Origin of the sequence: Anabaena azotica SJ-1 (genome assembly GCF_047275885.1) — a bacterium.
GTDB classification, from domain to species: Bacteria; Cyanobacteriota; Cyanobacteriia; order Cyanobacteriales; family Nostocaceae; genus Trichormus_B; species Trichormus_B azotica_A.
The window spans coordinates 2,258,196-2,276,858 of record NZ_CP178454.1 but is presented as its reverse complement, the minus strand read 5'-3'; the positions used below and the strand labels follow the sequence as shown (position 1 = coordinate 2,276,858).

The following is an 18,663-nucleotide window of genomic DNA, read 5'->3' as shown; positions in this document are numbered from 1 at the left end:
TTCCCCCAGCCTGTCAATATGTCAGAACACCTAGCAACATCTTTAAACGATCGCCTTCCATCTCCCCACAACAGCCAAAATACTATTCGCATTCGGGGTGCTAGGCAGCATAATCTGAAAAATATTGATTTGGAATTACCCCGTGACCAGTTAATTGTCTTTACTGGCGTGTCTGGTTCTGGTAAATCGTCTTTGGCCTTTGATACCATCTTTGCCGAAGGTCAGCGGCGTTATGTGGAATCTCTGAGCGCCTATGCTCGGCAATTTTTGGGTCAGTTGGATAAACCAGATGTGGAAGCAATTGAAGGTTTAAGTCCGGCTATTTCCATTGACCAAAAATCAACTTCCCATAATCCTCGTTCGACGGTGGGAACAGTAACGGAAATTTATGATTATCTGCGGTTGTTATATGGTCGCGCTGGTGAACCCCATTGTCCGAAATGCGATCGCTGTATTTCTCCCCAAACTATTGACGAGATGTGCGATCGCATCATGGAACTTCCAGACCGCACCCGTTTCCAAATCCTTGCACCCGTCGTCCGTGGAAAAAAGGGAACTCACCGCAAACTCATCTCCAGTTTAGCAGCCCAAGGATTTGCCAGGATCAAGGTCAATGGAGAGGTTTTAGAACTCTCTGACTCCATCGAATTGGATAAAAATATTACACATAATATAGAACTGGTTATTGATAGGTTAGTTAAAAAAGAAGGTATTCAAGAGCGTTTAGTTGATTCTCTCACCACCTGCCTTAAGCAATCCAACGGAATTTCTATAATTGAAGTATTAAATGATACATCTAATAAGGTAGCGCAGGAGCGACCACATAGTAAGTATATATCAACTGACGGAGAAAATCAAGATATTTCCGCACAAGAATTACCATCAGAAATGGTATTTTCAGAAAACTTTGCTTGTCCAGAACATGGTGCAATTATGGAAGAATTATCACCACGTTTGTTTTCCTTTAATTCTCCCTATGGTGCCTGTTCCCATTGTCACGGTATTGGGACATTAAAAAGATTTTCGCCAGAACTGGTCATCCCTAACCAAGATTCGCCCATGTATGCGGCGATCGCACCTTGGTCAGAAAAGGAAAATTCCTACTATTTAGAATTACTGTATAGTTTGGGACAAACCTATGGATTTGAACTACAGACCCAGTGGAGCCAATTAACACCAGAACAGCAGCAGATAATTTTATATGGAGAAGAAAAACCCGCAGAAGGGAAAAAACAAGCCTTTAAAGGAGTAGTTCCCATCTTACAAAGACAATATGAAGGGGGAACAGAATTAGTTAAACAGAAACTAGAAGAATATTTAATCGATCAACCTTGTGAAGTTTGTGGAGGGAAAAGATTAAAACCCGAAGCCTTAGCCGTGAAATTAGGACAATATGGAATTTTAGATTTAACCAGCGTCTCAATTAGAGAATGTCGAGAAAGAATAAATCTATTACAATTAACACCACGACAAACACAAATTGGTGACTTAGTTCTCAAAGAAATTAAAGCCAGATTGCAATTTTTATTAGATGTCGGCTTAGATTATCTCACCTTAGATCGTCCCGCCATGACATTATCCGGTGGAGAAGCCCAACGAATTCGATTAGCAACACAAATTGGTTCAGGATTAACAGGAGTTCTCTACGTTTTAGACGAACCAAGCATCGGTTTACATCAAAGAGATAACGGACGTTTATTGAAAACCTTAACCAGATTACGCGACTTAGGAAACACATTAATAGTCGTCGAACATGACGAAGAAACTATCCGTGCAGCTAACCATATAGTTGATATTGGACCAGGTGCAGGAATTCATGGTGGAAATATTATTGCTCAGGGAAATTTAGAGAACTTATTAAATGCAGAAACCTCATTAACCGGTGCTTATTTATCAGGAAGAAGAGTCATTAATACACCAGCAAAAAGAAGAGAAGGAAATGGTCGCAGTTTAATAATTAGAAACGCCCATCGCAACAACCTCAGAAATATAGATGTAGAAATTCCTTTAGGTAAACTGGTTGCAGTTACCGGTGTTTCTGGTTCAGGAAAATCTACCTTAATCAATGAACTACTTTATCCAGCATTACAACATCATCTTTTAAAAAGAATTCCCTTTCCCAAAGATATTGACGAAATAAAAGGTTTAAACTGTGTTGACAAAGCCATAGTCATCGACCAATCACCAATTGGTAGAACTCCCCGTTCTAACCCAGCAACCTACACAGGAGTTTTCGATATCATTAGAGATGTCTTTTCCCAAACCATCGAAGCCAAAACCAGAGGATATAAACCCGGACAATTTTCATTCAACGTCAAAGGTGGCAGATGTGAAGCTTGTAGCGGACAAGGCGTAAACGTCATTGAAATGAACTTTTTACCTGACGTTTATGTACAGTGTGAAATTTGCAAAGGTGCGAGATACAACCGGGAAACATTACAAGTTAAATATAAAGACAAATCAATTTCCGATGTTCTCAACATGACAGTTGAAGAAGCATTAGTATTTTGTGAAAACATTCCCAAAGCAGTCACCAGATTACAAACATTAGTAGATGTGGGTTTAGGTTACGTGCAGTTAGGACAACCAGCCACAACTTTATCAGGTGGAGAAGCGCAACGAGTGAAATTAGCAACAGAATTATCTCGACGTGCAACAGGGAAGACACTTTATCTAATAGATGAACCAACCACAGGTTTATCCTTTTACGATGTGCATAAATTGCTAGATGTTTTACAAAGATTGGTAGATAAAGGAAATTCAATTTTAGTCATTGAACATAACTTAGATGTGATTCGTTGTTCTGACTGGGTAATAGATTTGGGACCAGAAGGAGGAGATAAAGGCGGAGAAATAATTGTTGCCGGAACACCGGAAGATGTAGCGAAAAATAAACGCTCTTATACTGGGGAATATTTAAAGCAGGTATTGAAGCAATATCCGGCAATTGTGTGAATTAGAATTTACAAACTCTATATAAATCTGCTTTCTATGCCTTCGGCACGCTCCGCGTTAGCGATACGTATGCTACTCTTTGGGAATACCTTCAGTGAAAGTGTTTTCGTGGTTCGTTATAAAATCTGATTTCTCACGCAAAGACGCAAAGGAAGAAAGAAAAGTTAGAATATCAAAAATCAGAATTATCAGCAGATAGGGAGAATGATTAATGATGCAAACTATGAGAGTGCGATCACGCATTGGTAAGAATGGAGTTTTAGAAATTCAATTACCCGCAGCAGAAGAAGGAACAGAATTAGATATTGTTATTGTTTATGAAAAAGCACCAACAGTTGAACATACCACAAAAATAAATGATTTTTATGGCTGTATTCAGGATGAAACATTTATCAGACACCCACAACTGGAACAACCGGAGAGAGAACCATTGTTATGATTTACCTACTAGATACCAATACCTGCATTGTTTATCTCAAAGGTAAAAATCTCCATTTAAAACAAACACTGGATAAAATATCACTTTCAGAAATAGCTGTTTGTTCAGTTGTCAAAGATGAACTATTTTATCATCATAAAACTACGAATCCTACCATGCTGATGTTTGATACGGTTAACCAAAGGTGCTAGAGAATTTCTATAAGATTTTATGTCAGCTTGAAACTTCTTAAAAGTTGGATGTTTTGCTTCTTTTAGCCAACTTTCTACGAAATGACCAGAAGATTGTAAATTAACTGGTGGATGAATAGTTTTAAGAATCAAATAGCAATCCTCAATGTGAGCTAATAAAGATTCTAGTAACTCTTCTTGAAGTTTTGGCAACTTACTTAAGTCACATTTCACATTTGCATTTACATCTAATAATGCCGTACTAATCTTATCCATCTCATCTAAGATGAAAGTGAATGCTGATATGACACGATTCAATGACAGATTATAAATAGCTAGGGGATGGCGTCAGGGGAAACGCATCTAAATTATATTGACAAAATGTCATATTAGTGTATCTAGACAGAGAAAAACATAATAATGGAATTGAAATGCTGATTAAGTCCTTTATTAATATCCTAAGATTTTAATAAATTTAGAGTAATTAGTTATTTTCAATAATGAGTTAATTTTGTTCATTTCTATATATTAATTGTCTGAATATCTAGATTTTTGACATCACAAATCTAGATTCTTTTGAGAATCTGGTGAGAATAAATTATTTATGTTTATCTAAATATTCTGATTTTTATCAGATACATTCTAAAATCTTCTCTAAATATTCATTATCCCATCCTGCACAAATCTGCTTATTTTTAATTCCTAGTTTTTGGCTTTTTTCTTTTCTTACTGCATTTACTGCTATATGACGTAGAACGGCAAAATTTTGTGGTGCATTATCCTTTCTTATTCTACAATCATCTTCTCTCAACGCTACATCCAAGACCCAATGTAATGAGTTTTCTATACCCCAATGGCTTCTCACTGATTCTCCTAATAATTTCGCATTATCTGTCAAACTACTAATATAATAACGGGTTTCAACTTTTGTTTTTCCATTGACTTTTCGTATATATTCTACCATTCCTACACTTTGAAGGTTTATCCATTTTTTGCCTGTATCTATTCTTTCTTGAATGTCTGATAACATCAGATAATGACGTATTTCTTCTCTTCCATGTTCGTCTTGCTTTGTATGAAAATCACTACATTTGAATCCCTCAAACCCTTTGGTTATAGCCTCTTTGAAAATTTCTTCTACGTTTTTATATAAATTACCTTGATTCTTTTTTAGTGCAATAACATATTCACCTGATTTATCTACAATTGATTTTACTATCTCTTTTTGACACCCCATTGCATCAATTGTTACTATACATCCGGCTATATCTAATACTTTGATTAATTCTGGTATTGCTGTTATTTCATTTGATTTTTCATCTACCTTACATTGTCCTAATACTAGACGATTAGTGGTTGCCCATGCACTCACCATGTGAATAGCACCTTTATCCTTTCCTTTATCATATGAATGCCTTAACGTTTTACCGTCTATTGCTATTACTTCTCCCTGGGTAATTTTATTTATTGATTTTATCCAACTCAAAAAACTATTCTGTAATTGTTGTGGGTCTATTCTCGCAAATACTCTGGCAAATGTATCATGGGAGGGAATTCCATTTGGTAGTTCTAAAAATTGTTTTAGCCATTTTTCTTTCTTTTTTCCATAAGTCTCCATCAATACCCAACTATCTGCTCCACATATTACTGCACAAATCGCAATGGTGACTATATCAATTAATTTATGCTTTTTTGTCCGTTCAACTCTTTTATCTTCTAAATCTTTAAAGTGATCTACTATTGTGATTTTTGGTGATAGCTTCATTTTCGGGTTTTTTCTCTTTGAATTAAAAAGAGAATACCACTTCACCCCATTTTATTGATTCTTCTATAAACGAAATTTACCATCAAATTTTTTCATATGTGTTTATTGACTTGATACCAACTTACTAGTGTTACCCTTTTTTTGTATTCACATAAGTTACATTTTGTCAAAATAAATTAGATGCGTTTCCCCTGGGGATGGCGTAAGGCGTGTTGACTATAATGTAAAGCATCTTCAGGCAATATATTGAGGTAATTATATATATGTGGGTAAATGTTTCCGTCTTTACAAGTTCTTCGATAAATTTTCACAGGAACACCTTTTGCATTAATTTAGTTACTCCTTAAGTATTAAGTGTAACAAAATAGAATTGAATTGTCGTTTCCCTCTCTTCCTTCGCTTCCTTCGCTTCTTCGTGGTTCAATCACTCCCCCTTCCTAAAAAACTGCTTCAAAATCTCCCCAGGCTCCCTATCCCAAGTATCAATATGCTCATAAATAAACCCATCTGAATTCAACTTATAAGTCGAATACCCATTAAAAAATAACCGCGCTTTCCAGGGAACACGCAACACACCCCGCACAGTCCACGTTGCTAAAATCGTCTTCTCCTGCGACTCACACACATCATGTAAATCAAAAGCGATTTCCGTAAAAAACAACTGACCATGAAAACGCAAAGTCCAAAAAATAATCCGATAATTAAACTTACCCTTAAACTTATTCACTGGGTCACGAAACAAGATATCCTGTGAATAGATATTGTATGAAATATCTTTCTCAAACAAAGTCGGTAAATCTTGTTGAAGAATTGCGATAATCTGTTTAACTTTTAATTGCATCACTGATTTTTATACCTTGAAAATTTTTCTCAATTGCTTTTCTAATCGCTGCAACATAGAAGTTGACCTGCGATAAATCACATTCATATTTTGCAAATTTGCCAAATTCGGAAATAATGCCGATTGAGCATAGGGTCCTTTTTTTAAAACTTTCGCTAACTGATTATTATTCTCCCGCAAACCTTCATAAAAAAAGCATACTTCTCCATTAATTCCCAATTGACGATGATATTCGATTATCTGTAATAAATACTCTGGACTAATTCTATATTTTCCTAATTTGATTAAAATTCCTGGTGCTAATTTTGGTAACATAGCATCTGTAAATTGCTCATTTACCAACCTATTAAGAACACATTTATAACTAAAAAAATCACGTCGATAAATTTGGGGATGAATAATATCAACAATTCCCCGCTTTAACCAACTTGGTGAATCTTGTAAATATTCCCGAAATCCCCAATCATAAATATTCGGTGCCATGGAAACTAATAAATTAGGATTAACTGCTTTCACTTCTTGATAAAGCAGTGCTAAAACGTCAGTTAGAATATTTGCTCGCCACTTTAACCAATGTTTATCCTTGTGGTTCTTGGGTGGATATTTTTTAAACTGTTGACGGTAGCGGTTTATAGTCCATTGATCATATCCACCTGCCGATGGTAAAGCCGGAAAACGATCATCTCCCTGAATTCCATCAACATCATAATTCTTAACAACTTCTAAAAATAAATTTAATATAAATTCCTGCACTTGAAAATCAAAAGCATTCAGCCATTCAAAACCATTTTTTTTCAATAAATTACCTTGGTAATCATAAGCTCCCCATTCTGGTTTTTGTTGTAATAACATTCCGCCATTTAAATTATAGGAACTGACGAAACCATATTCAAACCAAGGTATGACTTTTAAACCTACCCGTCGTGCTTCTTCTACTAATTCTGCTAAAGGATCACGCCCTAAAAAACTTGAACCAATTTCTATACCAAACATCTTCCACATTGTCGCACTCGGATACAAGGTAACTCCTTGATTCCAAACCACAGGAAAGACGACATTAAAACCCGTTTCAGCTAAAAATTCCATTGCTTCAGCAATGTTTTGTCTTGACCTGAGAACCTGACTATCAGTTGTGGTTAACCAGATACCACGTATTTCTACTTTATTCATTTATACCCTGACACCATTTTAGATTTTGGATTTTGGATTGGGAATATCTTGTGGGGAAATAGGTTATGCGAATCTGTCAATAGCAATTATTTTTTCCATTGGTATAACTTTTAATAGATGTTGTTCTGAAATTTTTTTTGTATAATCCATTTCATAAACAGTTACAGTATTACCAATACAATCTAAATTTATGCCTATCATAGAAAATTCTTGGACACACGCTTATATAACTACTAACGGCATCAAATTACATTATGTCACCCAAGGGGAAGGAATTTTAATGTTAATGTTGCATGGGTTTCCGGAATTTTGGTACTCATGGCGGCATCAAATCCCCGAATTTGCCCAAAATTATCAAGTTGTTGCTCTTGATTTACGTGGCTATAACGATAGTGATAAACCTCAAGCGCAATCTGCTTATGTCATGGATGAATTTGTTAAAGATATTGCAGGAGTAATTCAAGGTTTAGGATATGAAAGCTGTGTTTTAGTTGGTCATGATTGGGGTGGTGCGATCGCCTGGAATTTTGCCTACGCTCACCCAGATATGGTAGAAAAACTAATTATACTCAACCTCCCCCATCCCGCCAAATTTTCCCAAGGCTTAAGCACTCCTCAACAACTCCTACGTAGTTACTATATCTTTTTGTTTCAACTTCCTCTCCTTCCCGAACTAGTCCTGCAAGCTTCTGACTATGAAGCTATAACCAAAGTCATTCAAGGTACAGCTTTCAATAAAAACGCCTTCACCACAGCCGACCTAGAAGCCTACAAAGACGCTGCTGCTAAACGAGGAGCCATCACAGCTATGTTAAATTACTATCGTAATATTTTTCAACAGCGCCTCCTCAACAAAAATTGGAGTATTCTCGAAGTTCCCACCCTGATGATTTGGGGAGAACAAGACACCGCATTAGGAAAAGAACTTACTTACGGTACTCAAGAATATGTCAGAAACTTACAAATCAAATATATTCCTAATTCTGGTCATTGGGTTCAGCAGGAACAGCCAGAAGTGGTGACAGAGTATATGCGAGAATTTCTCGCTTAAAACAATCTATTTACTAGGAAAAAATACTCATTTTTCTACCACAGCAAAACCGTATTCTGTAATGCAACTTAAAAATAGTTAACACTAAATTTAATAACCGCAATTTATCTCAAATCAGCATTTAGACATACCTCAAACCTACACCCAGTAATAGTTAGAGCCTTACTAAACAATTGAAAAAATATCACATCTAGCTTGTGAAATAAATTAACCTTCTTCCCGCATTTAGTGAGATAATAGATTTGTGAGGAAAAGAACGGATGCTACTCTATATAAGGAAGGGGGAATCATTATGAAACGCCAGCTATTAACCGCTATAGCCTTAGTCGCTCCCCTATTGTTTGCTAACTCAGTTCAAGCTGGGAATAGACAAGACTTACAAAAACTTTTGTCCACTGGGGAATGTCAGCGTTGTGAACTCTCAGGAGTCAACCTCAGCGGCGCTCATCTAATTGGTGCAGATTTACGAGGCGCAAATCTCCGGGGTGCTAACTTAACAGAAGCCAACCTCGAAGGTGCTGACCTCACAGGCGCAAATTTGGCAGGTGCAAATTTAACATCAGCTTTTGTCACCAACGTCAACCTCAAACAAGCTAATCTCAATGGTGCAAATTTCACCAGTGCTACTATTAACGATTCCAACGTATATCAAGCATCACTGAATGACCTAACTATTACTGGTGCAGAAATATACAATACTGGTATTGGCATTGGTGGAGAAGACGCGCAAATTCCTGATTGGGATTAAGTTAAAATCAAGGCAATTTTTAGCCGAAATTTACCTTTAGAACCAATAAAAAACCTCTGCTTACAGTAATAAAAGCAGAGGTATTATGATTTGATTTTAGGTACAGCCTCAAATCACCAGAATTTAAGTTAATGCAGGTGCTATAGCTTCCGAAAGAGACTTATTAGCCGCTAGTTTTAACACATCTACCTTGTCCAGACGTTCCCAAGGTAAATCTAAATCAGTCCGTCCCAAGTGACCGTAAGCTGCAACGTCCTGATAAAAACGTCCGCCTCTTTCACTGGGTAAGTTACGTAAATTGAAAGTGTGGATAATTCCTGCTGGACGCAATTCAAAGTTATCTTTGACTAATTGCAGCAAAATTTCATCATCCACTTTACCAGTTCCAAAGGTATCCACAAAAATGCTCACAGGTCTGGCTACACCAATGGCATAACTTAACTGCACTTCACATTTTTCTGCCAACCCCGCCGCCACGATATTTTTAGCCGCATAACGAGCAGCATAAGCAGCAGAACGATCTACCTTCGTGGGGTCTTTACCAGAGAAAGCACCACCACCATGTCGGGAATAACCACCGTAAGTATCAACAATGATTTTCCTGCCAGTTAGACCAGAATCACCTTGAGGTCCACCAATCACAAATTTACCTGTAGGATTGACTAAAAAGCGTGTCTCCTCAGTTGGCTTAACTTCAATATCGCCAAACACAGGTATTACCACCATTGACCATAGGTCTTGCTTAATTTTGGCTTGTACCGCAGCTTCATCCGTAATATCCCCAATATTAGGTGCATGCTGAGTAGAAATCAAAATCGTATCAATACCTACAGGTTTGCCATCCTCATAAACCACAGTAACTTGGGTTTTGCCATCAGGACGCAGATAAGCTAAATCACCCGTTTTCCTCACTGCTGCCAGCCTACGCGCAATGCGGTGAGCTAGACTAATAGGCAAAGGCATGAATTCTGGTGTTTCGTTGCAAGCAAAACCGAACATGATACCTTGATCACCAGCACCAATTTTATCGAATAGTTCTTCACTATCCTGAGCGCGGGTTTCCTGAGCAGTATTTACACCTTGAGCTATATCAGGTGATTGTTCATCTAAAGCTACCAATACACTAGCACTATTGGCAGAAAAGCCGTTGACTGCATCAGTGTAGCCAATTTCTGCAATTTTCTTCCGCGCCAAATTGACAAAATTCACATTGGCTTTGGTAGTAATTTCACCAGTAATTAACACTAAACCAGTATTAACAACAACTTCAGCCGCGACCCGACTAGTGGGGTCTTGAGTAAGTAGAGCATCCAGAATAGTATCTGAAATTTGATCACAGATTTTATCAGGATGACCTTCAGTTACGGACTCGGAAGTAAATAAATAGCGTCGAGACAAAGGAATTCCTCCTAGATCAATTTTGTTCACTGGCTAAATTCATGCATTTAGTTCAGCTACTAATTTCTGAAATCATAACAATATTTACACACTCGCTGTCTATATTTTGGACGATGAAGACGACAGATGAATCCATAAAAAAAGGGGTACACCCACAGATGCAACCCCTTTTGTTTATTAACATTGCTGGCTTCAGACTTGAACCGCTAACTTTGCTTCCTTAGCCGTCAATTGCTCATAAACAGAACGCATTTTCAGACCTGTCAGCACTTGGAACAAACCAGTACCATTGTTGGAACCTGGATATTCACGGTGTTGTAGCAATAAGTGAGTCATCTCACCTGTGTATTTAGTAGAAGTATTGCTAAGGTGGTTTTCGATGTAAATGATTTCTTCTAAGTTATCAAACTGGCCATCTACTTCTAATACAGAAACGTAGCGACCGTAGTAAACATCAGAACCATAGTACATTTGCATACCAGGGTAAGAACAGGTCAGTTTGCGTCCGCAAGGAGTCCACTGAATAGTTGAACCTTCATCAAACAAGTAAGCTGGATTAAATCCTTCTTTACCTTCTCTTTGCAGCATACGTACCCGCAAAACTTTGCGTTCTGTATCATTCTTGATCAAGTTTGTGGGTAATACTTGCAGAACTACATCAGCAAATTCTCTTTGTGGTTCGATAAATTTATCAAAATCAGGTTTACGAGAATTAATTTGCGCTAACACATCTTCATAACGGTGGCCTCGTTCAGCCATGTCCCGTTGAATCTTCCAGGCAATTTTGACTTCATCGCTGATGTCAAAGTAAACACTGAAATCAAGCAAGGCTCTCACCCGTTCATCATATAAAGGATGTAGACCTTCAACTACTATAATATGGTTTGGTTCAATCCGTTCTGCCGGATCGATCAAGCCGGTTTCGTGGTTGTAAATCGGCTTATCAACCGCTTGACCTTCTTTGAGAGCCTTAATTTGCTCATACATCAGGTCAAAATTGTTAGCTCTGGGGTCGAGTGCAGTTATTCCAGTTTCTTTGCGTTGTTTACGATCTAGGGAATGATAGTCATCCAAGCAGATAACTGTCATCAAGTCTTCACCAAACAAATCGATCAATCGACGCAAAAATGTAGATTTACCGCACCCTGAGTCTCCGGCTACTCCAATCAGTACCACGCGTTCCGGCTTAGTCATAAATCTCCTCTAAATACTAAAAAAGATGTGTCAATGAATAATTTTTCTCACAACAGATTTGTGAAACCAAGAGCTTACCCCAATGGTAAAATCCTGCATTCTTGCTATCCAGCATAAAAATAGAATATCAGGGCAGTGAGCAACATAGTCTTGCTTGTTACTTAGTTACTTACTGAACTATCCTGAATTCTTGGCTGGTAAGTATTTAATCCTAGTGTTATACTAGATTTTAACAGAAAGATGTATTTTGTAACAAGTTTTGCTGTTAAAAAGGATCTTTTAGTGTACCAATCAAAAGCGTAGCAGAAACTGAAGAAAAACTTAATTTTTTTCCCTACACTCCCTGTGAAGAAATAGGGTGTGCGGTGCCCAGGGAGATTGGGGAGATGGGGAGCAGAGGAGCAGAGGAGCAGGGGAGCAGGGGAGTAGGGGAGCAGAGGAGAAATTTCTTCTTTATCCTGACTCCTGACTCCTGACTCCTGACTCCTGACTCCTGACTCCTGACTCCTGACTCCTGACTCCTGACTCCTGACTCCTGACTCCTGACTCCTGACTCCTGACTCCTGACTCCTGACTCCTGACTCCTGCCTCCTCCCCATAATGCAGTTCCGGAAAAAAACCTTAAATTGATTCATCATTAACATTCCATTGAAGACTTATCCTCTACTTTAGAGAGTGAACAGGTGTGTTTTTTACCATGCCGATATGCCTTGGCCGAGTGTACTGAGCAAGGCATCATTATCAATAAGTCCACAGTTAACCGTTATCAAGCATTAGTAAATTATTGAAACCCATCATAAAACCTTGCTGCAATTGGTAGGGAATTACAGGAGGGTGGTAAAACTGATAACTGGTAACTGATAATGATGCTGTTTTCCCAGATAGCCAGTTTTATGCAACTAAAATCCGGTAAACTAAAGCTGGCATAGGATGGGAATTATTTTTTGATAAACGGTTAAGTAAATATCGGAGTGGTAGAACGAATGTACAATCAAGGTGCTGTTGAGGGTGCTGCCAATATAGAATCAGGTAGCCGCATCTTCGTTTACGAAGTGGTGGGTCTGCGTCAGAACGAAGCAACTGACCAAACTAACTACCCTATTCGTAAAAGTGGCAGTGTGTTCATCAGAGTGCCTTACAACCGCATGAATCAAGAAATGCGACGGATCGCTCGTCTAGGCGGCAAAATTGTTAGTATTCAGCCAAGTACAGTTTTAGAGCCAGTTAATGGTCAAGCTGTTGTGGCAAGTACAAACAGCGAAGTAAGCGAGTTAGTTACGCCAGTGAATGCTAACACTGAGGATAATGGTAAAGCCACACCTGTGAATACAAATAGCGAATCTAAAGGATTTGCTAAATCACCTGCTAAGGATAAAAAAGGCAACACCATGACTCAAGGGAAAGCCAAACACGCTGATGTTCCTGTAAATACTTACCGTCCTAACGCTCCGTTTATCGGTAAGTGTATCTCGAATGAACCGTTAGTTAAAGAAGGTGGCATTGGTATTGTTCAACACCTGAAGTTTGACCTTGCTGGTAGTAATTTAAAATATATCGAAGGTCAAAGTATCGGTATTATTCCCCCAGGTGTTGACAAAAATGGTAAACCAGAAAAACTAAGACTTTACTCGATTGCTTCAACTCGTCATGGCGATGATGTGGATGATAAGACAATATCATTGTGTGTTCGCCAATTAGAGTACAAGCATCCAGAAAGTGGTGAAACTGTTTATGGTGTTTGTTCTACTTATCTGACTCAGTTGGCACCAGGGGCAGATGTAAAGATTACAGGGCCAGTTGGTAAGGAAATGTTGTTACCTGATGACACTGATACCAATGTCATTATGCTGGCAACAGGAACGGGTATTGCTCCCATGCGGGCTTACTTGTGGCGGATGTTTAAAGATGCTGAAAGAGCAGCTAACCCAGAGTACCAATTTAAAGGATTTGCTTGGCTGTTGTTTGGTGTACCAACAACTCCCAACATTCTATACAAGGAAGAACTGGAAGAAATGCAACAAAAGTATCCAGATAACTTCCGTCTTACCTATGCTATCAGTCGGGAACAGAAAAATGCCGAAGGTGGCAGAATGTATATCCAAGACCGTGTAGCAGAACACGCTGATCAACTGTGGCAGTTGATTAAAAATGAAAAAACCCACACTTACATCTGCGGTTTACGTGGTATGGAAGGTGGGATTGATGCAGCTTTGAGTGCTGCTGCTGCTAAGGAAGGTGTGACTTGGAGTGATTACCAAAAGGATCTCAAGAAGGCACATCGCTGGCACGTAGAAACATACTAATAGGCAACGGGCAACGGGCAACAGTATTGATTGTGATCTGTTCCCTTTTCCCTTTTGTCTTTTTATGGATAATCAGTAGGTGGGGCGATGCCCTGCCTACAATTGTTTTGTATATATAGTTTTTTGGGTGCGAAATCTGTGGGTATAAAACTAGGAATTTTGGGATTAGGTACTGTGGGAACGGGGACTGTACAACTGTTGCAAGATAGCGTTGGTCGTCACCCTTTATTAAATGAAATAGAAATATATCGGGTGGGAGTGCGATCGCTCTCCAAACCCCGTATGGTAGAATTGCCCCCAGGGGTAGTAACTACAGATTTAGAAGCAATTGTCAATGACCCAGAGATAGATATAATTGTTGAAGTCATGGGTGGATTGGAACCTGCGCGATCGCTCATCCTCACCGCTATTAAAAATGGTAAGCACGTAGTTACCGCTAATAAAGCCGCTATCTCTCGATTTGGTGCAGAAATATTTACCGCCGCTAATCAAGCCAGTGTATATGTGATGCTAGAAGCATCCGTAGGCGGTGGTATTCCCGTAATTCAACCCCTGAAACAGTCTTTAAGTGTCAACCGCATTCATGCTGTCACAGGCATTGTTAACGGTACAACTAACTACATCCTGACACGGATGCAAACAGAAGGCAGCGACTTCGATGATGTCCTAGCTGATGCTCAACGATTAGGTTATGCAGAAGCTGACCCCACCGCCGATGTTGATGGCTTAGATGCAGCCGATAAAATTGCTATCTTGGCATCATTAGGCTTTGATGGCCGCATCAACTTACAAGATGTGTATTGTGAGGGAATTCGTCAAGTCAGCAAGACAGATATTAGCTACGCCGCCAAATTGGGATTTGTAATTAAATTATTAGCAATTGCTAAAGGACAAACTAGCGATAACTCTCAACTATCAGTTAGAGTTCATCCCACCTTAGTACCTCAAACACATCCTTTAGCCAGTATTAACGGTGTTTATAACGCCATTCTGGTCGAAGGAGAACCCATTGGCCAAGTGATGTTTTTTGGACCTGGTGCAGGTGCAGGTGCTACTGCTAGTGCCGTTTGCTCAGATATCTTGAATCTGTTAGCAAATCTGAAAACTAATACCCCCAAATCCAATCCCCTCTTAGCCTGTAGACATCAAAATTACCTACAAATTGCACCAATTTCTGAACTTGTAACCCGATTTTATGCTCGGTTTTTAACAAAAGACCAACCAAGTGTAATTGGTAAATTAGGTACTTGCTTTGGCAAATATGGCGTGAGCTTAGAGTCCGTAGTGCAGACCGGTTTTCAGGCAGAACTAGCCGAGATTGTCGTTGTCACCCATGATGTTCAAGAAGGAGACTTTAGACAAGCTTTAGCCGAAATTCAAACCCTAGAAGCAATAGATAGCATTCCCAGCATCTTAAGAGTGCTTTGAGGAAGCAGGATTCAGGGTGCAGGGAGTAGGGTGCAGGGGTGCAGGGGTGCAGAGGAGCAGGGGTGCATAGGAGAGGGGGAAATATTTTCTTCTTATCCTCCTGCCTTCTGCCTCCTGCCTCCTGCCTCCTGCCTCCTGCCTCCTGACTCCTGACTCCTGACTCCTGATTTCTTAAAATTCTTAAGAATCTTTACCAACAACTTGTGATTTGAGGGTTGTAATTTCACTGGTTAACTCTTGCCGAGTTGAAGCTTTGAGTAAATAGCGATAAACAAACCAGGCAGAATAACCAATACCAATTAACTCAAAAGTAGGTGCTACCAAAGGAATATCATTGAGAGAATCTAGTACAGCTAATAGCACCTTAACTGTAACAATTGCCGTGATTACTAATCCCACACTAACGATAGGCTGCTTATATTGATTAAAGAATGTGCCTAGATAGTCAGGTAATGTACCTAAAAAGCCAGAAATTTGTTGCCCATATTTGAGCCATTGTTCCTGAGACTGTACAGGAGGCTGAAGTTTGGTGATGCTTCCTGCCTGAGTGTTAATATCTGGGATTGTTGTCTCTTTTGACTTGGTTTCTGTGTATTCTGGTTCTTGCATTTTCACTTCCATAATTTTGAGAGTTGAGTTTTCTTAATTTGCACAATTCCAACTACAAGGCTGTTGAGTAGGTAATTGACTGCTGCATCAGCACAATTGAGTTTAGGTTAAAAAGGAGTTTTAGTGTCCTATAACCATAATTGCCCCATTACCTCCACTGCATCAACTACAGGGTAGAAAGTCAGCAAGAGGATAGAAGTCAAACGGCGACAGGATGTATTAAAGTCAGCTTCCTGAGTTCTGTTTTGTCAATTAACCAACTGGAATTCTCAGGCTGTGATTATCCCATGCCATATTATTTGCTCATAATCGTACTCATCGAAGCACAAATCATGCAAAAATCAGTCCACCTCTGATGCATTCAAGTCTAAACGCTGATTTTATCTGATATTAAAGCTATCTTCAGCCTCTTTAGTCAATCAACTTATTCAGATTGATATTAATATGTAACAATTTTTTTGTCTGTTCATATAGACTAGACATTAAGAGTTTTTTATGGTATGAGTTTGATTTTTAGGTATTCATCTTAATATAAGTATATCTTATTTTTTGAGCAAAAAAGATTTACTCCCAGTATTAAAAAGCTTGTATTCTGTCAAATTTATCAAAGGCAGGAGGGAAACTGACAGACCACTATCTTTCCCTACACCCCACACCCTGTTTTCTGTCAGAGTAACCAGGATAAGCTTAAATACTCAACTCCTGATGATACAAAGTTTTCAGAAGCTAAATACTGACTGTATGTTGGCTGACTGCTATATTTGTGGGAGGTTTAGGATATTTTATGGATGCCAAGTCAAAAGCCAAGCTTTGTTGACAAAAGTTCGGAACGCAAAAAAGTGTCAACTCAAGAGCCAAAAATAGAAGAACTCCCAACTATAGAATTTCCCTCTCGTCGGAAACTCAAGGCCAGTTCCTGGCGTATCCATCAAAAAATTGGCTATGGTTACTTTGTAGCTATTGCAATAGGTTTTTTTGGCTCATTGACGGGATTGGTATTAGCTAACTATTACCGAGGCAGAGAAGTTAGGCAGTTCAATCAGGCTAATGAGCAGGAACGATTACTCAATAATTATAAAGATGCTGTCATTGAGGCTCAACTGCATAGCTCAAGCTTGATAGCTGTGTTGAACAATCCAGAAAAATTAAAAACCAAAAAAGATAAGTTTCTCAAGTCTGTTGCTCAAGCACAAAAATTAGAAGAAAGCATTGATACATATATCAACAGCGATCCTCAGATATTAGCGGCAAACAAATCGACTTTAGAAATTTTATTTTTCAATTATTCTAAGTATTTAGAAGAATTTATTAACCAGATAGAACCTATTTTACAGCGACTCGACACGCCAAGAATACAACCAGAACAAGTAGAGATAGCACGCGAGCAGTTACTGGGAGTGATGAATAGTCAGATAGTTGAGGAGCTAAATCTTTTATCAGATCAATTAACGAGAATTTTAGAGACTGCTCAAACACAAGAGCTAATGAGACGAACAGATGTAGAGCAAGCTAGATTTGTTGAGAGAGCAATTTTTATAGTTAGTATGCTGGTTTCGGTTGCTGTTGCTGCTGTTGTGGCATGGCGTACCAGTCGAGCGATCGCAGAACCTGTAATTACTGTAACACAAGTAGCTGAACAAGTAGCGAGAAAATCCAATTTTGATTTACGCGCTCCCATTACCACTGACGATGAAATTGGCTTGTTAGCTAAATCTCTCAATCGCTTAATTGAGCGAGTATCTGAGCGTACTAAACAACTCCAACAAGCCAAAGAATTAGCCGAAGCTGCTAGTAAAGCCAAAAGCCAATTTTTGGCCAATGTTAGTCATGAGTTACGTACACCTTTAAATGCAGTAATTGGTTTAAGTCAACTGCTAAAAGATGATGCTGTTGATATTGGTGCATCCCCAGATTTTATCACCGATTTAGAAACCATCAATTCTGCTGGTAGACATTTACTAGAACTAATTAACGATATCCTAGATGTATCAAAAATCGAAGCGGGTAAAATGACTCTCTACCCGGAGACATTTGACATCATAACTTTGATTAATAATGTTGTTCTGACAGTAAAACCAGCAATAGAAAAAAATGGCAACACCTTAGTATTAGAATGTGATGAGTATTTGGGAACGATGTATGCTGACCAAACAAGGATGCGACAAGTATTATTAAATTTACTTAGCAATGCAGCCAAGTTTACTACCAACGGCACAGTCACACTAACTGTTAAGATTGATAAAACAATCATCCTGAAAGAAGCACCCTTCGGATTAATTATTTTTACCGTAACTGATAACGGCATCGGAATGTCACCCAGTCAACAGCAGAAGTTGTTTCAACCCTTTATACAAGGGGATATTTCCACTACCAAAAAATATGGCGGTACAGGCTTAGGATTAGCTATTAGCCGTCATTTTTGCCAGATGATGGGGGGTGAAATTCTAGTTAACAGTCAGCTTGGGGTTGGTTCTAATTTTAAGGTAAGTTTACCTCTGACAGTGCAGCAATGAGTGTAATAGGTAACAGATGAAAGAGTTTCAGTCCTGTTTGCATCTGATATTTCCTTACCCAAGTTTCACTAGGATATTG

At 38.7% G+C, this 18,663-nt stretch carries 14 protein-coding genes; 7 read left to right on the top strand and 7 right to left on the bottom strand.

What is annotated here, in order from left to right; translation table 11 throughout:
* Positions 1 to 18 precede the first annotated feature (18 nt).
* Together uvrA and ACLLO5_RS09990 are read left to right on the top strand one after the other, a co-directional pair.
* Entirely contained in the window at positions 19 to 2,955 is a 2,937-nt protein-coding gene (gene uvrA / locus ACLLO5_RS09995) for an excinuclease ABC subunit UvrA (protein ID WP_413175292.1), read from the top strand.
* A 211-nt stretch (positions 2,956 to 3,166) separates the two neighbouring features.
* Positions 3,167 to 3,394 (top strand): hypothetical protein, encoded by a 228-nt coding sequence (locus ACLLO5_RS09990; RefSeq protein ID WP_413175291.1) that lies wholly within the window; start codon positions 3,167 to 3,169, stop codon positions 3,392 to 3,394.
* Between the two features lie 122 nt (positions 3,395 to 3,516).
* On the opposite strand, the gene ACLLO5_RS09985 is transcribed toward ACLLO5_RS09990, so the two are convergent.
* From ACLLO5_RS09985 to ACLLO5_RS09970, 4 genes are all read right to left on the bottom strand, one after another.
* Entirely contained in the window at positions 3,517 to 3,798 is a 282-nt protein-coding gene (locus ACLLO5_RS09985; RefSeq protein WP_413175290.1) for a hypothetical protein, read from the bottom strand.
* A gap of 397 nt (positions 3,799 to 4,195) precedes the next feature.
* Positions 4,196 to 5,329 carry an ISAs1 family transposase gene (locus ACLLO5_RS09980; RefSeq protein WP_413172683.1) on the bottom strand — a complete coding sequence of 378 codons (1,134 nt, stop codon included), beginning with the start codon at positions 5,327 to 5,329 and terminating at the stop codon, positions 4,196 to 4,198.
* A 424-nt stretch (positions 5,330 to 5,753) separates the two neighbouring features.
* Positions 5,754 to 6,170 carry a DUF2358 domain-containing protein gene (locus ACLLO5_RS09975; protein ID WP_413175289.1) on the bottom strand — a complete coding sequence of 139 codons (417 nt, stop codon included), beginning with the start codon at positions 6,168 to 6,170 and terminating at the stop codon, positions 5,754 to 5,756.
* Positions 6,171 to 6,179: 9 nt separating this feature from the next.
* Entirely contained in the window at positions 6,180 to 7,340 is a 1,161-nt protein-coding gene (locus ACLLO5_RS09970) for a glycoside hydrolase family 10 protein (protein WP_413175288.1), read from the bottom strand.
* A gap of 190 nt (positions 7,341 to 7,530) precedes the next feature.
* Between ACLLO5_RS09970 and ACLLO5_RS09965 the strand changes: the two genes are divergently transcribed.
* Both ACLLO5_RS09965 and ACLLO5_RS09960 read left to right on the top strand, forming a co-directional pair.
* Positions 7,531 to 8,391, top strand: a complete 861-nt coding sequence (locus tag ACLLO5_RS09965) for an alpha/beta fold hydrolase (protein WP_413175287.1) — start codon at positions 7,531 to 7,533, stop codon at positions 8,389 to 8,391.
* Positions 8,392 to 8,683: 292 nt separating this feature from the next.
* Positions 8,684 to 9,139, top strand: coding sequence for a pentapeptide repeat-containing protein (locus tag ACLLO5_RS09960; RefSeq protein ID WP_413175286.1), 456 nt, complete (start codon positions 8,684 to 8,686; stop codon positions 9,137 to 9,139).
* A 123-nt stretch (positions 9,140 to 9,262) separates the two neighbouring features.
* Here the strand turns inward: ACLLO5_RS09960 and metK are convergent, their stop codons facing one another.
* Together metK and ACLLO5_RS09950 are read right to left on the bottom strand one after the other, a co-directional pair.
* On the bottom strand, positions 9,263 to 10,537 hold the full coding sequence (gene metK / locus ACLLO5_RS09955; protein WP_413176055.1) for a methionine adenosyltransferase: 1,275 nt from the start codon (positions 10,535 to 10,537) through the stop codon (positions 9,263 to 9,265).
* A 192-nt stretch (positions 10,538 to 10,729) separates the two neighbouring features.
* Complete coding sequence (locus ACLLO5_RS09950) at positions 10,730 to 11,731, bottom strand: phosphoribulokinase (RefSeq protein ID WP_413175285.1); 1,002 nt, start codon at positions 11,729 to 11,731, stop codon at positions 10,730 to 10,732.
* 983 nt (positions 11,732 to 12,714) lie between these two features.
* Here ACLLO5_RS09950 and petH point away from each other — a divergent pair.
* Together petH and ACLLO5_RS09940 are read left to right on the top strand one after the other, a co-directional pair.
* Positions 12,715 to 14,034 carry a ferredoxin--NADP reductase gene (gene petH, locus ACLLO5_RS09945; protein WP_413175284.1) on the top strand — a complete coding sequence of 440 codons (1,320 nt, stop codon included), beginning with the start codon at positions 12,715 to 12,717 and terminating at the stop codon, positions 14,032 to 14,034.
* Between the two features lie 138 nt (positions 14,035 to 14,172).
* Entirely contained in the window at positions 14,173 to 15,462 is a 1,290-nt protein-coding gene (locus tag ACLLO5_RS09940; RefSeq protein WP_413175283.1) for a homoserine dehydrogenase, read from the top strand.
* Between the two features lie 180 nt (positions 15,463 to 15,642).
* Here ACLLO5_RS09940 and ACLLO5_RS09935 read toward each other — a convergent pair whose 3' ends face one another.
* Entirely contained in the window at positions 15,643 to 16,071 is a 429-nt protein-coding gene (locus ACLLO5_RS09935; protein ID WP_413175282.1) for a CAAD domain-containing protein, read from the bottom strand.
* A 788-nt stretch (positions 16,072 to 16,859) separates the two neighbouring features.
* Between ACLLO5_RS09935 and ACLLO5_RS09930 the strand changes: the two genes are divergently transcribed.
* Positions 16,860 to 18,584 (top strand): ATP-binding protein, encoded by a 1,725-nt coding sequence (locus ACLLO5_RS09930; RefSeq protein WP_413175281.1) that lies wholly within the window; start codon positions 16,860 to 16,862, stop codon positions 18,582 to 18,584.
* The last annotated feature ends 79 nt before the right edge of the window (positions 18,585 to 18,663 follow it).

What these genes read in the sequence shown, in the direction of transcription:
- uvrA (WP_413175292.1), top strand. Translation starts at nt 19, where the DNA reads ATGTCAGAACACCTAGCAACATCTTTAAACGATCGCCTTCCATCTCCC.
- ACLLO5_RS09990 (WP_413175291.1), top strand. Translation starts at nt 3,167, where the DNA reads ATGATGCAAACTATGAGAGTGCGATCACGCATTGGTAAGAATGGAGTT.
- ACLLO5_RS09980 (WP_413172683.1), bottom strand. Translation starts at nt 5,329, where the DNA reads ATGAAGCTATCACCAAAAATCACAATAGTAGATCACTTTAAAGATTTA.
- ACLLO5_RS09975 (WP_413175289.1), bottom strand. Translation starts at nt 6,170, where the DNA reads ATGCAATTAAAAGTTAAACAGATTATCGCAATTCTTCAACAAGATTTA.
- ACLLO5_RS09970 (WP_413175288.1), bottom strand. Translation starts at nt 7,340, where the DNA reads ATGAATAAAGTAGAAATACGTGGTATCTGGTTAACCACAACTGATAGT.
- ACLLO5_RS09965 (WP_413175287.1), top strand. Translation starts at nt 7,531, where the DNA reads ATGCCTATCATAGAAAATTCTTGGACACACGCTTATATAACTACTAAC.
- ACLLO5_RS09960 (WP_413175286.1), top strand. Translation starts at nt 8,684, where the DNA reads ATGAAACGCCAGCTATTAACCGCTATAGCCTTAGTCGCTCCCCTATTG.
- ACLLO5_RS09950 (WP_413175285.1), bottom strand. Translation starts at nt 11,731, where the DNA reads ATGACTAAGCCGGAACGCGTGGTACTGATTGGAGTAGCCGGAGACTCA.
- petH (WP_413175284.1), top strand. Translation starts at nt 12,715, where the DNA reads ATGTACAATCAAGGTGCTGTTGAGGGTGCTGCCAATATAGAATCAGGT.
- ACLLO5_RS09935 (WP_413175282.1), bottom strand. Translation starts at nt 16,071, where the DNA reads ATGCAAGAACCAGAATACACAGAAACCAAGTCAAAAGAGACAACAATC.
- ACLLO5_RS09930 (WP_413175281.1), top strand. Translation starts at nt 16,860, where the DNA reads ATGCCAAGTCAAAAGCCAAGCTTTGTTGACAAAAGTTCGGAACGCAAA.